This window comes from Pseudomonas sp. PSPC2-3 (assembly GCF_049898265.1).
GTDB classification, from domain to species: domain Bacteria; phylum Pseudomonadota; class Gammaproteobacteria; order Pseudomonadales; family Pseudomonadaceae; genus Aquipseudomonas; species Aquipseudomonas veronii.
In genome coordinates this window covers 24,295-36,708 of record NZ_JAFCXJ010000020.1, presented here as the reverse complement: position 1 = coordinate 36,708, position 12,414 = coordinate 24,295, and the positions used below count along the sequence as shown (strand labels likewise).

Below are 12,414 nucleotides of genomic sequence, written 5' to 3'. Positions count from 1 at the left end.
ATCCGCCATGTGATCGCCGGGGTGCTGATCCTGGCGATCATCGAGAATGCGATGAACCTGAAGAACATCGACACCTTCTACCAGTACGTGATCCGCGGCTCGATCCTGCTGCTGGCGGTGGTGATCGATCGCATGAAACAACGCTGAGCCCCTTCCTCGGCATTAGCGGAAGAACTCGCCGGGAGTGGCGTCGAATTGCTGGCGAAACGCGTTGATAAACGCCGACGTGGATTCATACCCGCACGCCAACGCCACATCCGTCACCCGCTCGCCTTGCTCCAGGGCGGGCAGGGCGCCGAGCAGGCGCAAGCGCTGGCGCCAGGCGCGGAAGGTCAGCCCGGTGTCACGCAAAAACAGGCGGCTGAGGGTCTTCTCGCTGACCGCCAGCTTGCGGCTCCAATCCCCCAGCGTGGTGGGTTGCTCCGGGTGCAGCTCCAAACTGCGATAGATCTGCCGCAAGCGCGGGTCGAGGGGCAACGGCAGCATCAAATCCACCTGGGGCGCCGCCGCCAGTTGGTCCAGCACCACCTGGGCCAGCCTGCCGTCCGGGCCCTCTTCGGCATATTCCACCGGCAGTTCGCTGAAGCGGCGGATCAACTCGCGCAACAAACTGCTCACCTCCAACACCTGGCAACGTTCGTCCGCCCAGGCGGTGACGCTGCAATCCAGGTACAGGCTGCGCATCTCCGTGTGCGGCGAGCTGTAGACCCGGTGCGGCATGCCCGCCGGAATCCACACCGCGCGCTGCGGCGGCGCGACGAAGCGGCCGACGCTGGTCTGGATCTCCAGCACCCCGGAAATCGCGTAGGACAACTGCACCCACGGATGGCTGTGCCGACGGGTCAAGGCGCGGTTGGGCAAGGATTCGGTGCGTCCGTACACCGGGCGTGGCAGGCTGGAAAGCCCGGGCACGCTGCGGCGGACGGTCTTGTCATGTCCTTTAGGCGGCATTTACTGGCTCATTGGCGTTAGTCGGTAATAAAGCGTTACGTTAGAGTCGCGATGACGTTCTTGGCAACCCCGGAAGATCCTGCTTATGACTCGCCCGCGTTTTCTGCCCGACAATTTCACCCTGACCCTGATTGCCACTGTGCTCCTTGCATCCTTGCTGCCCGCCAGCGGCCAGACCGCCGTGGCTTTCGGCTGGGTGACCAACCTGGCCATCGCGCTGTTGTTTTTCCTGCACGGCGCCAAGCTGTCGCGCCAGGCCATCGTCGCCGGGGCCGGGCACTGGCGTCTGCACCTGCTGGTGTTCAGCCTGACTTTTGTGCTGTTCCCCTTGCTGGGCCTGGCGCTCAAACCGCTGTTGTCGCCGCTGATCGGCAAAGACCTGTACATGGGCATGCTCTATCTGTGCGCGTTGCCGGCCACGGTGCAGTCGGCGATTGCCTTTACGTCCCTGGCGCGCGGCAATATCCCGGCGGCGATCTGCAGCGCGGCGGCGTCGAGCCTGTTCGGGATCTTCCTCACGCCGTTGCTGGTGACGCTGTTGCTGAATGTCCACGGCGAGAGCGGTTCGACCGTCGACGCCATCCTGAAAATCAGCGTGCAACTGCTGTTGCCGTTCATCGCCGGGCAGATCGCCCGCCGCTGGATCGGCGAGTGGGTCGGCCGCAACAAGGCCTGGCTGAAGTTCGTCGACCAAGGCTCGATCCTGTTGGTGGTCTACGGCGCGTTCAGCGAAGCGGTCATCCAAGGCATCTGGCAGCAGATTCCGCTGTGGGAGCTGGGCGGCCTGGTGGTGGCCTGCTGCGTGTTGCTCGCCCTGGTATTGCTGGCGTCCACGCTGCTGGGCAAGGCTTTCGGCTTTAATCAGGAGGACCGCATCACCATCCTGTTCTGCGGTTCGAAGAAAAGCCTGGCGACCGGGGTGCCGATGGCCCAGGTGCTGTTCGCCGGGGCGACCATGGGTGTGTTGATCCTGCCGTTGATGCTGTTTCACCAGATCCAGCTGATGGTGTGTGCGGCGTTGGCGCAACGTTATGCGCAGCGCCCGGAAAGCATTCCGCAATTGATGGGGCAGGTGGACCCGTGATCGGTCTATCAGACATTTCTTAAAGCGACGAAAGGCCTAAAGCCTGCGTCAAAACGGACGACTCACTTCTTGTCAACCCAAGAAGGAGCGTCGACATGAACGTTATACGTTTGTCACTGGTTACAGGCTTCCTCGCTGTATGGACGGGGACGTGCATGGCGGCGCCGCAGGGTGGCGTCGTCCGATTCTACGGCAGTATCGTCGAGCCGGGCTGCACCACGGCGGCGGCGAGCGGCTCGATAATGGACTTGAAAGGCTGCCCGCAGGCCAGTCGCGGCAACCAGCTCGCGGTGCAGCCGGTCCGCAGCGTCAAGGCGGTGGGCGCGCCCAACGCCCATGTGCGGTTGATGGCCGACACCCCCAACGGACGTTATTACGACCAGCAGTATGTCCTGGTGGACGCCTTCGATAAGCCCATTCAGACGGGTAGCTACTTGATCACCCTGACCTCGCCCTGATCGATCCGCAGGCGATTTGCCCCGGATGAGCGTCAACAGCCGCCCGAGAAACCTATAGAATGCTCGGCGGCGGCGCTTGTCCTGGGTGGCCGTTTGATCATCGTCAGAGTGCCGCGCCCTTCAATGAGCCTTTCAACCGCAACGCCCCGTGCCAACTGGCAACCGGTCATCGCCCTCGCGCTGGCCGCCTTTGTGTTCAATACCACCGAATTTGTGCCCGTCGGCCTGCTCAGCGCCATCGGCGCCAGCTTCGACATGCCCATTGCCAGCGTCGGCCTGATGCTCACCATCTATGCCTGGATCGTGTCGCTGACCTCGCTGCCGGTGATGCTGCTGACGCGCAACATCGAACGGCGCAAGCTGCTGATCGTGTTGTTCGGCCTGTTCATCGCCAGTCATATCCTCTCCAGCGTCGCCACCAGCTTCGGCCTGCTGATGGTCAGCCGGATCGGCATCGCCTTGTCCCATGCGCTGTTCTGGTCGATTACCGCGTCCCTCGCGGTACGCCTGGCGCCGGCCGGCAAACAGGTGCAAGCCCTCGGCCTGTTAGCCACCGGCACGTCGCTGGCGATGGTGTTGGGCATTCCCCTGGGCCGGCTGCTGGGCGAAGCGATGGGCTGGCGCACCACGTTCCTGGTGATTGCGGCCTTCGCCGCCGGCCTGGTGTTCTGGCTGGCGCGCACCTTGCCGCTGTTGCCGAGCCAGAACTCAGGCTCCCTGCGCAGCCTGCCGCTGCTGTTCAAGCGCCCGGCGCTGGTGGCGCTGTACGTGCTCACCGCCATGGTGGTCACCGCGCAATTCACCGCCTACAGCTATATCGAACCGTTTGTCGAACGTGTCGCCGGCCTGAGCGGTAACGTCGTGACCCTGTTCCTGCTGGTGTTCGGCGGCGCGGGCATCATCGGCTCGCTGTTGTTCAGCCTGGTACACCGCTTCAACCCGCATCTGTTCGTGGTCGGTGCGGTGTTCCTGCTGGGCGCGTGTCTGGCGCTGCTGCTGCCGTTGAGCGGGGCCGAATCCTACCTCGTCGGCCTGAGCGTGTTCTGGGGCATGGCGATCATGGGCTTCGGCCTGGCCATGCAGTCCAAGGTCCTGGTGCTCGCCCCGGACGCCACCGACGTGGCCATGGCGATGTTCTCCGGCATCTACAACATTGGCATCGGCGGCGGCGCGTTGCTGGGCAGTTGGGTCGGCAGCCACTTCGGCTTCGCCTGGATCGGCGCGGCGGGCGGGTTGCTGGCCGCGCTGGCGTTGATCGGTTATTGCCTGGCGATCCGACGGTTCGGTCAGGGTGTCGCGCGCGACTGAAATCAGACAAGTCTTACAGGGCACTTTGATGCCTGTTGCTACCGTCTCCCAGGACCTCCCACATCCTGTGGTGACGGCGATCACCATGCCCTTCGATCAGGGCCGTGGTGTTTGAAAAGCAATGGAGTCGATTGTGCAAAAGCGTTTGACCGCAGAGTTTGCAGGTACCTTCTGGTTGACGTTCGGCGGGTGTGGCAGTGCCATCCTGGCGGCGGCATTCCCGACGCTGGGGATCGGGTTTCTGGGGGTGTCCCTGGCGTTCGGGCTCACCGTGCTGACCATGGCCTACGCGGTGGGCGGTGTCTCAGGCGGGCATTTCAACCCGGCGGTGACCATCGGCCTATGGGCCGGGCGCCGCGTTCCCGGTGCCGATGTGCTGCCTTACATCGCCGCCCAGGTCGCAGGAGCGATTGTCGCCTCTGCCGCCCTGTACGTGATTGCCAACGGGCAGTCGGGTTTTGAGCCGGGTGGTTTTGCCGCCAACGGCTATGGCCCGCTGAGCCCGGGCCAGTTCGACATGAAGGCGGCGTTGCTGGCCGAACTGATCGCTACGTTCTTCTTTGTCCTGATCATCATGCGCGTGACCGCACCGGGCGCGGTTGCCGGCTTTGCGCCGATTGCCATCGGCCTGGCGCTGACTTTGATTCACCTGATCCTGATCCCCGTGACCAACACCTCGGTCAACCCGGCGCGCAGCACCGGGCCGGCGTTGTTCGCCGGGGTCGAGTACCTCGCGCAACTCTGGGCGTTCTGGCTGGCGCCGATTGCCGGCGGGGTGTTGGGGGCGTTGGCGGCGCGCGGGTGGGAGGCGCGCAGCCCGGCTTGAATCGAAAAAGGGGGGAATCAAGCGCATTCCCCCTGCATCACGTCCGGGTCTGCACGTCCTGTGCATCCACCGCCTTGAAGAACGCATCCGCGATCTTCTGCTGCTCAGCCAACTGATCGATCGTCCCCGGTTACAGGTGCGGTTTCTCCCATTTCCCGGTCTGTACCCACTGCGCGTACACCCCGATAAATACTGTTCCGATCTGAGCTTAGGGCGCTTTTTGTGCGTTTCGAGGCATCGGGCATAACCATAGAATTATATGGTTCTTTCATAATTGTCGCTGATTAATATAATCAAATTGTAGTTTTGTCGCAGGTGCCCTGCATGACGCAAGGCGCGCAATCTACCTAGCGAACACAATCATGGGAGTTTTTGCATGGCCGCTTTCGATCCTTTAACCCGCCGCCGCCTCCTGGGCATGGCCGGTATTACCCTGGCCAGCCCCTTGCTGCTGTCGCTGCCCCGCCTGGGCTTCGCCGCCGACGAGCACGCCGCGCACCACACGCCCCAGGAGCCCGCCGGCACCGGTGAGTTCATCCGCCTGGATGCGCCTCGCGCGCTGAAACTGGCGGTCAACCTGAATGCCGTGTGCCTGGCCCCGGTGGTGATCGCCCACGGTCAAGGTTTCTTCAAACAGCACAACCTGGATGTGGAACTGGTCAATTTCGGCAATTCCACCGAGGTGCTGCTGGAAGCCATCGCCACCGGCAAGGCCGATGCCGGTGTGGGTATGGCGCTGCGTTGGCTCAAGGCCCTGGAGCAGGGCTTCGACGTCAAGCTGACCGCCGGCACTCATGGCGGCTGCCTGCGTTTGCTCAGTGCGGCAAACGGCGGCGTAAGCACACTCGAAGCCCTCAAGGGCAAGGCGATCGGCGTGACGGACATGGCCAGCCCGGACCGCAATTTCTTCTCGATCCTGCTCAAGAAGCACGGCATCGACCCGGTGCGCGACGTCGAATGGCGCCTGTACCCGGCCGACCTGCTCGGCACCGCCCTGGAGCGCGGCGAGGTGCAGGCGGTCAGCGGCAGCGACCCGTTCATGTATCGCCTGATCAAATCCGGCGTGGCGCGGGAACTGTCCACCAACCTGGTGGAGGCCTACGCCAACCTCAGCTGCTGCGTGGTCGGTGTCACCGGCAAGCTGGTGCGCGAAGACAAGCGGGTGGTCGCGGCGCTGACCCAGGCGATCCTCGAAGCTCATGACTATTCCGTGCAACACCCCGAGGTCGTCGCCAAGGGTTTCCAGGCCTATGCGTTGAACACCTCCACCGAAGAAGTCCAGGCGATCCTCCACGACCACACCCACGGCCACCATGCGGTCGGCACCGCGCTGACCGCGGAAATCACCACCTACGTCACCGACCTGAAAACCGTGGAAGTGATCAGCCAGGGCACCGACCCGCTGGCGTTCGCCAAGGAGATCACCGCCGATGTCTTCAGTTGACGCGACCACCCTCAACCCACCCGTGGCGTTCAAGGTCGGGTGGCCGGGCCTGGCGGTAATCGGCGCCTGGTTGGCCGTGGCGCTGCTGATCAGCTACTGGCCCAATGCGACGCGCGACTGGCCGATGACCCAAGGCTTGGCCCATCTCTGCGTGGGCGTGGCGGCGGTGTTCGGGGTGTCGAGTGTGGCCGGGCGCCGGTTCGCCAGGCTCGGCCTGCGCCTGCGCGGAGCCGCGTCATGGCTGATCGCTTTACCGCTGCTGTTGGGCATTTGGGAGCTGCTCACGGCGAAACTCGCGCTGCTGCCGGTACCGTTCTTCGCGCCGCCCCAGGCCCTGCTCGCGGTGTATGTCGAAGACTACGCGCGCCTGGCCGACAGCCTGCTGCATTCGGCGTTGCTGCTCGGTGCGGGCGTGGCGTTGGGCGCGGCGACCGGGTTTATCGCCGGCGTGGCCATCGGTTGGTCGACGCGTATCGGCTATTGGCTGCATCCGGTGCTGCGCATCCTCGGCCCGGTGCCGTCGACGGCGCTGTTGCCGTTGTGCTTTTTCCTGTTCCCCAGCAGTTGGAGCGCCAGCGTCTTCCTGATCGCCCTGGCCACTTGGTTTCCGGTCACGGTGCTGACCTGGTCCGGCGTGGCCAGTGTCGATAAAGCCTATTACGACGTGGCGCGCACCCTTGGTGCAAAACAGCCTTTCCTGATTTTCAAGGTGGCGATTCCCGCCGCCTTGCCCCATGTGTTCGTCGGCCTGTTCATGGGCCTCGGCGCCTCGTTTTCGACCCTGGTGGTGGCGGAAATGATGGGCGTGAAATCCGGCATCGGCTGGTACCTGCAATGGGCCCAGGGGTGGGCGGCCTACGCGAATATGTATGCAGCGTTGTTAATCATGGCGCTGGCCTGCTCGGGGTTGATCAGCGGCTTGTTCCGGCTGCGCGACCACTTGCTGGCCTGGCAGAAAGGAGCGATGAAATGGTAGCCCTGGCAACCGCAGTAGAAGCCGCGGCGGGATTGGCGCTGCGCATCGAAAACCTGAGCCACGGGTTTGCCTTGGACGGTGAGCATCTGCCGGTGTTGCAGCGGGTTTCGCTGGACGTGGCCGCGGGGGAGTTCGTTGCCTTGCTCGGGCCTTCGGGGTGCGGCAAGTCCACCTTGCTGCGTCTGGTCGCTGGGCTGGAACCGGCGGATTCCGGGCGCTTGCTCGCCGATGGTGAGCCGATCAGCGGCCCGGACCCGAGCCGCGTGGTGGTGTTCCAGGACCCGACCTTGTATCCGTGGCGCCGCGTGAGGGACAACGTCGCCCTCGGCCTCGAAGCCCAGGGCCTGCTCAAGACCCATGCCGCCAAAGTCGATGAAGCCTTGGAAAAAGTCGGCCTCAGCCAATTCGCCCGCGCCTTCCCTCGGCAACTGTCCGGCGGCATGGCGCAGCGGGTTGCGCTGGCGCGTGCGCTGGTGAACCAGCCGCGCCTGCTGATCCTCGACGAGCCCTTGGGCAAACTCGATTCCCTGACCCGCATCACCATGCAAAAGGAACTGATCGACCTGTGGCAACGCCAGGGCTACACGGCGTTGCTGGTGACCCACGATGTGGAAGAAGCCTTGCTCCTGGCCAACCGCGTGATCGTGTTCAGCGACCGCCCGGCGACCCTGCAGGCGCAATTGACCATCGAGCGGCCATACCCCCGGCACCGCGACGATCCTTATCTGGTGGACCTGCGCCGGCAGATACTTGGCTTGCTGGGGTTGGGGGAGAACTGGTAGGTATGACTTGATCAGTCTGAGCAGCCCCTGGCGACTCAATCTATAAAGCTGTCGATGACAAGGGCCGGTATCTGCATTGGGACGAGTTTCGTCGATATCCAGCGCCGGATCTCAAGAAAGAGGCCGCATGGGCAGCTATCAAGATGTCCCGGGCTTGCGCGAGTAAGACCCTGGAGCTTCGCAGCGAGTGCGGCAGTGCGTTTTTTTTGTGCATCACTGACTTTTGTGAGGCGGTTGTTCACGGCGTCGAGTCGTTGACGTCCAGCTTGGGCGGGGCAGTGGCGTCTTCTCCCCAATACCGCGATAACACTCGGTATCTGGTGGACTCCTATATCCAGCGCGCAGTTGGAAGGCGCCGCGACGACGCGTAAAATCGCCAAGGACATGTTGGCCAAGGCGCGCATGCCTCAAGACGATGATGAGCGGATGATCCTCAATCCTGTTCCTCGCCTCGCAACTGCACGCTCATTGCCTCGCAACTCTGCGCCCAGTCGCTCAGCCACTGCGGCAGGGGCGGCGATGTTTCGGCCAGCCCCAGCTCCCGCAGGAAATCCGCCGGGGGCAGGGTGCCCTTGGCTGAGCGGAACAGCCCGCGCATCACCACCACGCCGACCACCCGACCCTTGCTGACGAAACGGTGCTCCATCAGGCTCCACTTGTGGTCCCAGCCGAGTATGCGGGTGTGTACCTCGAACACTTCGAACACCTTGAGTTCGCGGCGGAACTTGCCCCAGGTATCGCCCACGATCGGCAGCGCCTTGTTGCGCAGGGCCACGCGAAAAGCGCCAGTGCGCAAGACAAAATCCATCCGGGCAACGTCCGCCAGGGTGAAGTAGCGGCCATTGGTGACATGCCGGTTGAGATCCAGGTCCAGCGGCCACACCCGCATGCGTACCACGGTGGTGGCCAGGCCATGGGCAGGCTTGCGCCAGGGGCGACAGCAGAGCATGTAGAGCAATCGAAACCAGAGATTCATAGAGACGCCACAGAGTTGCACAGTGGCAGCACTGTAAGGGCGCCAAATCGGCTAAGGTAGGTGCGCAAATGACTTATTTAATGCGAAAAGCGCAAAAAGGTCCGTGAATGCACATTACCTTGCTCCTGGCCGATCACTGCTCCGCCGCCAGCGCCACCCTGGCCCTGGAAATGCTCAGCGCCGCCAACCTGTTTGCCGACCATCCGCCCTTCGAGATCGTGGTCGCGTCCCTCGACGGCCAGGCCGTGAATGCCTGGGGCGGGCAGCGTCTGCAAGTGGCCTGTTCGACCGCGCAGATCGCACAGACCGACCTGGTGTTGATCCCCGGCTTTCTCTTCACCTTGAAAGAGGCTTTGCCGACGTTTGCCGCCTTCGGCCCCTGGCTGCGCGAACAGCACGGGCGCGGCGCCGTACTGGCGTCGATGTGTACCGCCGCCTTTCTGTTGGCGGAAACCGGTGTACTGCAAGGCTTGCGCGCCACCACCCACTGGGCGTTTGCCGAGCTTTTCCGGCGACGCTACGCAGACGTAAGCCTCGATGACGCGCAGATGCTCTGCGAAGAAAACCGCGTGATCACCTGTGGTGGCGCCAGTGCGGCGATGGACTTGATGCTCCACCTGATCCGCCGCTTCGGCTCGCCGGAACTGGCTCACACCTGTGGCAAATACCTGCTGATCGACACGGTGCGGACGGTGCAGTCGGTGTACGCGATGTGGTCGTTGCCCAAGAGCCACGGCGACGCGCAGATACTGCGCGTGCAGCATTGGCTGGAGCAGCACTGCGCCGAGGCGCTGGTGATTGACGAGGTGGCCCGGCACTTTGGTTTTGGGGTGCGCAATTTCAAGCGACGTTTCAAGGATGCCACCGGCTATACACCGATCGCTTATGTGCAGACCCTGCGCCTGGAGCGCGCCAAGCAGATGCTGGAGTCGACGCGCATGACCCTCGAAAGCATCACCTATGCGGTGGGCTACGAAGACAGCAACTCGTTCCGGCGCCTGTTCCAGCAGCGGGTGGGGATGCTGCCGGCAGCGTATCGCAAGCGATTTCAGGCCAGTACCCGATAAGCAGGCGAAAAAAAACCGGCTGATCAGGCCGGTTTGGGGTGCCGCGCACACAGCGCGGGGTCAAGCGTTGTTGCCCTGCAGGCGATCTGCACCGCCTTCGGCCAGGCCACGTTCCTGCAGGCGATCAGCACCGCCTTCAGCCAGGCCACGTTCTTGCAGACGATCTGCACCGCCTTCAGCCAGGCCACGTTCTTGCAGACGATCTGCACCGCCTTCAGCCAGGCCACGTTCCTGCAGACGATCCGCACCGCCTTCAGCCAGGCCACGTTCCTGCAGACGATCTGCACCGCCTTCAGCCAGGCCACGTTCTTGCAAGCGATCCGCACCGCCTTCAGCGACGCGACGTTCCAGCAGGCGTTCAGCACCGCCTTCGGCGACACGGTTGCCTTGCAGACGCTCGGCACCGCCTTCGGCGACGCGGTTTTCGTTGAGGCGATCAGCGCCGCCTTCAGCGACGACTGGGTGGGCAAAAGCGTTTGCAGCAAGTACCGAGAAAGCGAGGCTAAGCAAGAGTTGGCGTTTCATGAGAGTGTGCTCCGAGTGTTTGATTAGGGTGTTGCCTGGTGTGGGTTTGATGTTACGCGTTGGCATTTTTAAGAGAACTTCATTGGGCTGATGGTGACTATCGACGCCAGCGATAGCCCGCGTCGGCGGGCTATCGTGCAGCCGTCATGGCATCTGCGGCAGTTCCAGAGGGCGCAGGTCAAATACCAGCACCTCGGCATCGTCACCGTGGCTCAGGCGGATCTGGCGCTCATCGCGCACGCGGGCCCCGTCACCTTCCTGTAGGCGTTGGCCGTTGATCTCGACGCTGCCGCGGGCCACGTGGATGTACACGTGGCGGTCCGGCGCCAGGTCCAGGCTTGCGCTTTCGTCAGCGTTGAACAGCCCGGCATAGACCCGTGCATCCTGGCGCACGTGAAGGGAGCCTTCGGCGCCATCCGGCGAGATGATCAACTGCAAGCGTCCACGTTTCTGCGCTGCACTGAAGTGCTCCTGCTGATAGCGTGGTTCGGCGCCGGAGACATTCGGTACGATCCAGATCTGCAGGAAATGCACGCCACGGCTCTGGCTATGGTTGAACTCGCTGTGGGCCACGCCGCTGCCGGCGCTCATCAGTTGCACATCGCCGGGGCGGATCACCGAGCCGGTGCCCAGGGTGTCCTTGTGTTCCAGGGCGCCTTCGAGCACATAGGAGAAAATCTCCATGTCGCGGTGCGGGTGCTGCCCGAAGCCACGGCCTGCGGCGACGCGGTCATCGTTGATCACCAGCAGGTCGGAAAAACCCTGTTCGGCGGGGTTCCAGTAGTTGGCGAACGAGAAGGTGTGGAACGACTTCAACCAACCGTGATTGGCGGCGCCGCGGTCGGAGGCTTTGCGAAGGGTCAGCATGGTGGTGTCCTCAAGTCAGAGCGGGCTGCGAAATGCAGGGCGCTTGCGTTGAGAAGAAGGTTACTGGTTACTGGAATATTCATTAAGAAGCTGATATCTGAATAACTGTCGCATTTAGGTTGACAGTTGCGGACGTGGCATAATACCCGCTGCCTTCCTTCCTGATGGACGTCTCCCTCTATGAACACCGTGGCCATGGCGCTGTTTCCGGACTTCCTCCTGCTCGACATGGCTGGGCCGCTTGAAGTGTTTTCGATTGCCAACCGCTACCTGCCAGCGGCGCAGCACTATCGGATCCTGATCGTCGGCACCGAACCCGGTCCGCTGCGTGCGTCCAATGGTGTGGTCGTGCAGCCCGACCTGCTGCTGGCCCAGGCGCACGATGCCTATGACCTGCTGCTGGTGCCCGGTGGTCCCGGTGCCTATAACGAATGCCACCCCGACCTGTTGCCCTGGCTCCAGGCCGCTGCTCCACGCGCGCGGCGCTTCGGCTCGATCTGCACCGGTGCCTTTGTGCTGGGGTATGCCGGGTTGCTCGACGGCCACCGCGTGACCACCCATTGGCATTACACCGAGCGGCTGATCAAGGCCTTCCCTCAGGCCGTTGTCGAAACCGACCGCATCTACCTGCAGGACGGCCGCCTGATCACGTCCGGCGGGGTGACGGCGGGCATCGACCTGGCGCTGTCGGTTGTCGCCCAGGACCACGGCAAGCAGGTCGCGGTGGACGTGGCCAAAGTGCTGCTGGTGGTGATGAAGCGCCAGGGCGGGCAGGCCCAGTTCAGCCCGATGACCGCCGCCGTGGCGCCCCAGGAAACCGCGATCACGCGGGTGCAGAGCCATGTGCTGGCGCATCTGGACCAGCCGTTCACCATCGAATCCATGGCGGCACTCGCCGGCATGAGTGCGCGGCACTTTGCGCGGTTGTTCGCCAAAGAGGTGCAGATGACGCCGATGGCCTTCCTGCAGGGCGCGCGCATCGACCGCGCCCGGCATCTGCTGGAAACCACCGACCTGCCGCTCAAGACCGTGGCCTTTCACGCAGGCTTTGGCAGCGTGCGGCATATGCGCTTTCTGTTCAGTGAAAAACTCGGCCTCAACCCCACCCAATACCGACAGCAGTTCAGTTAACGACAGGATGTCCGTCTCG

General features: G+C 63.3%; 13 protein-coding genes and 1 pseudogene. 10 read left to right on the top strand and 4 right to left on the bottom strand.

Annotated features, from left to right (window positions below; translation table 11 throughout):
- Positions 1–147: pseudogene (locus ACP7E3_RS31780) on the top strand (L-arabinose ABC transporter permease AraH); the annotation flags it as partial.
- Positions 148–162: 15 nt separating this feature from the next.
- Here ACP7E3_RS31780 and ACP7E3_RS31775 read toward each other — a convergent pair.
- Entirely contained in the window at positions 163–951 is a 789-nt protein-coding gene (locus ACP7E3_RS31775; protein ID WP_046383880.1) for an AraC family transcriptional regulator, read from the bottom strand.
- Positions 952–1,036: 85 nt separating this feature from the next.
- On the opposite strand from ACP7E3_RS31775, the gene ACP7E3_RS31770 reads away from it, so the two are divergent.
- From ACP7E3_RS31770 to ACP7E3_RS31740, 7 genes are all read left to right on the top strand, one after another.
- Positions 1,037–2,035, top strand: a complete 999-nt coding sequence (locus tag ACP7E3_RS31770; protein ID WP_046383879.1) for a bile acid:sodium symporter family protein — start codon at positions 1,037–1,039, stop codon at positions 2,033–2,035.
- Positions 2,036–2,130: 95 nt separating this feature from the next.
- Positions 2,131–2,493: a type 1 fimbrial protein gene (locus tag ACP7E3_RS31765; RefSeq protein ID WP_426125497.1), complete on the top strand. Its 363-nt coding sequence runs from the start codon at positions 2,131–2,133 to the stop codon at positions 2,491–2,493.
- A gap of 123 nt (positions 2,494–2,616) precedes the next feature.
- The gene (locus ACP7E3_RS31760) at positions 2,617–3,801 is read left to right on the top strand and encodes a sugar transporter (RefSeq protein ID WP_046383877.1); all 1,185 of its coding nucleotides are present in this window, start codon (positions 2,617–2,619) and stop codon (positions 3,799–3,801) included.
- A gap of 121 nt (positions 3,802–3,922) precedes the next feature.
- Positions 3,923–4,627 carry an aquaporin Z gene (gene aqpZ, locus ACP7E3_RS31755; RefSeq protein WP_046383876.1) on the top strand — a complete coding sequence of 235 codons (705 nt, stop codon included), beginning with the start codon at positions 3,923–3,925 and terminating at the stop codon, positions 4,625–4,627.
- Positions 4,628–5,003: 376 nt separating this feature from the next.
- On the top strand, positions 5,004–6,071 hold the full coding sequence (locus ACP7E3_RS31750) for an ABC transporter substrate-binding protein (RefSeq protein WP_108526688.1): 1,068 nt from the start codon (positions 5,004–5,006) through the stop codon (positions 6,069–6,071).
- Entirely contained in the window at positions 6,058–7,047 is a 990-nt protein-coding gene (locus tag ACP7E3_RS31745) for an ABC transporter permease (protein ID WP_046383874.1), read from the top strand. The genes ACP7E3_RS31750 and ACP7E3_RS31745 overlap by 14 nt, the downstream gene beginning before the upstream one ends.
- Positions 7,041–7,829, top strand: a complete 789-nt coding sequence (locus ACP7E3_RS31740; RefSeq protein ID WP_426125494.1) for an ABC transporter ATP-binding protein — start codon at positions 7,041–7,043, stop codon at positions 7,827–7,829. The genes ACP7E3_RS31745 and ACP7E3_RS31740 overlap by 7 nt, the downstream gene beginning before the upstream one ends.
- Positions 7,830–8,262: 433 nt before the next feature.
- Here the strand turns inward: ACP7E3_RS31740 and ACP7E3_RS31735 are convergent, their stop codons facing one another.
- Positions 8,263–8,805, bottom strand: a complete 543-nt coding sequence (locus ACP7E3_RS31735) for an acyl-CoA thioesterase (RefSeq protein WP_082643848.1) — start codon at positions 8,803–8,805, stop codon at positions 8,263–8,265.
- Positions 8,806–8,912: 107 nt separating this feature from the next.
- Here ACP7E3_RS31735 and ACP7E3_RS31730 point away from each other — a divergent pair, with 107 nt between their 5' ends.
- Positions 8,913–9,872, top strand: a complete 960-nt coding sequence (locus ACP7E3_RS31730; protein ID WP_057004844.1) for a GlxA family transcriptional regulator — start codon at positions 8,913–8,915, stop codon at positions 9,870–9,872.
- 60 nt (positions 9,873–9,932) lie between these two features.
- Here ACP7E3_RS31730 and ACP7E3_RS31725 read toward each other — a convergent pair whose 3' ends face one another.
- Together ACP7E3_RS31725 and ACP7E3_RS31720 are read right to left on the bottom strand one after the other, a co-directional pair.
- Positions 9,933–10,397: a hypothetical protein gene (locus ACP7E3_RS31725; protein WP_169866090.1), complete on the bottom strand. Its 465-nt coding sequence runs from the start codon at positions 10,395–10,397 to the stop codon at positions 9,933–9,935.
- A 144-nt stretch (positions 10,398–10,541) separates the two neighbouring features.
- Positions 10,542–11,264, bottom strand: coding sequence for a pirin family protein (locus ACP7E3_RS31720; protein ID WP_046383868.1), 723 nt, complete (start codon positions 11,262–11,264; stop codon positions 10,542–10,544).
- 180 nt (positions 11,265–11,444) lie between these two features.
- Here ACP7E3_RS31720 and ACP7E3_RS31715 point away from each other — a divergent pair, with 180 nt between their 5' ends.
- A complete protein-coding gene (locus ACP7E3_RS31715) occupies positions 11,445–12,395 on the top strand; it encodes a GlxA family transcriptional regulator (RefSeq protein ID WP_102618580.1) in 951 nt (316 codons plus the stop codon).
- Positions 12,396–12,414: the final 19 nt, after the last annotated feature.

Excerpts from the sequence above, each read along its gene's own strand:
- aqpZ (WP_046383876.1), top strand. The coding sequence starts at position 3,923 with ATGGAGTCGATTGTGCAAAAGCGTTTGACCGCAGAGTTTGCAGGTACC.
- ACP7E3_RS31725 (WP_169866090.1), bottom strand. The coding sequence starts at position 10,397 with ATGAAACGCCAACTCTTGCTTAGCCTCGCTTTCTCGGTACTTGCTGCA.
- ACP7E3_RS31735 (WP_082643848.1), bottom strand. The coding sequence starts at position 8,805 with ATGAATCTCTGGTTTCGATTGCTCTACATGCTCTGCTGTCGCCCCTGG.
- ACP7E3_RS31765 (WP_426125497.1), top strand. The coding sequence starts at position 2,131 with ATGAACGTTATACGTTTGTCACTGGTTACAGGCTTCCTCGCTGTATGG.
- ACP7E3_RS31745 (WP_046383874.1), top strand. The coding sequence starts at position 6,058 with ATGTCTTCAGTTGACGCGACCACCCTCAACCCACCCGTGGCGTTCAAG.
- ACP7E3_RS31715 (WP_102618580.1), top strand. The coding sequence starts at position 11,445 with ATGAACACCGTGGCCATGGCGCTGTTTCCGGACTTCCTCCTGCTCGAC.
- ACP7E3_RS31770 (WP_046383879.1), top strand. The coding sequence starts at position 1,037 with ATGACTCGCCCGCGTTTTCTGCCCGACAATTTCACCCTGACCCTGATT.
- ACP7E3_RS31740 (WP_426125494.1), top strand. The coding sequence starts at position 7,041 with ATGGTAGCCCTGGCAACCGCAGTAGAAGCCGCGGCGGGATTGGCGCTG.
- ACP7E3_RS31720 (WP_046383868.1), bottom strand. The coding sequence starts at position 11,264 with ATGCTGACCCTTCGCAAAGCCTCCGACCGCGGCGCCGCCAATCACGGT.
- ACP7E3_RS31750 (WP_108526688.1), top strand. The coding sequence starts at position 5,004 with ATGGCCGCTTTCGATCCTTTAACCCGCCGCCGCCTCCTGGGCATGGCC.
- ACP7E3_RS31775 (WP_046383880.1), bottom strand. The coding sequence starts at position 951 with ATGCCGCCTAAAGGACATGACAAGACCGTCCGCCGCAGCGTGCCCGGG.
- ACP7E3_RS31730 (WP_057004844.1), top strand. The coding sequence starts at position 8,913 with ATGCACATTACCTTGCTCCTGGCCGATCACTGCTCCGCCGCCAGCGCC.
- ACP7E3_RS31760 (WP_046383877.1), top strand. The coding sequence starts at position 2,617 with ATGAGCCTTTCAACCGCAACGCCCCGTGCCAACTGGCAACCGGTCATC.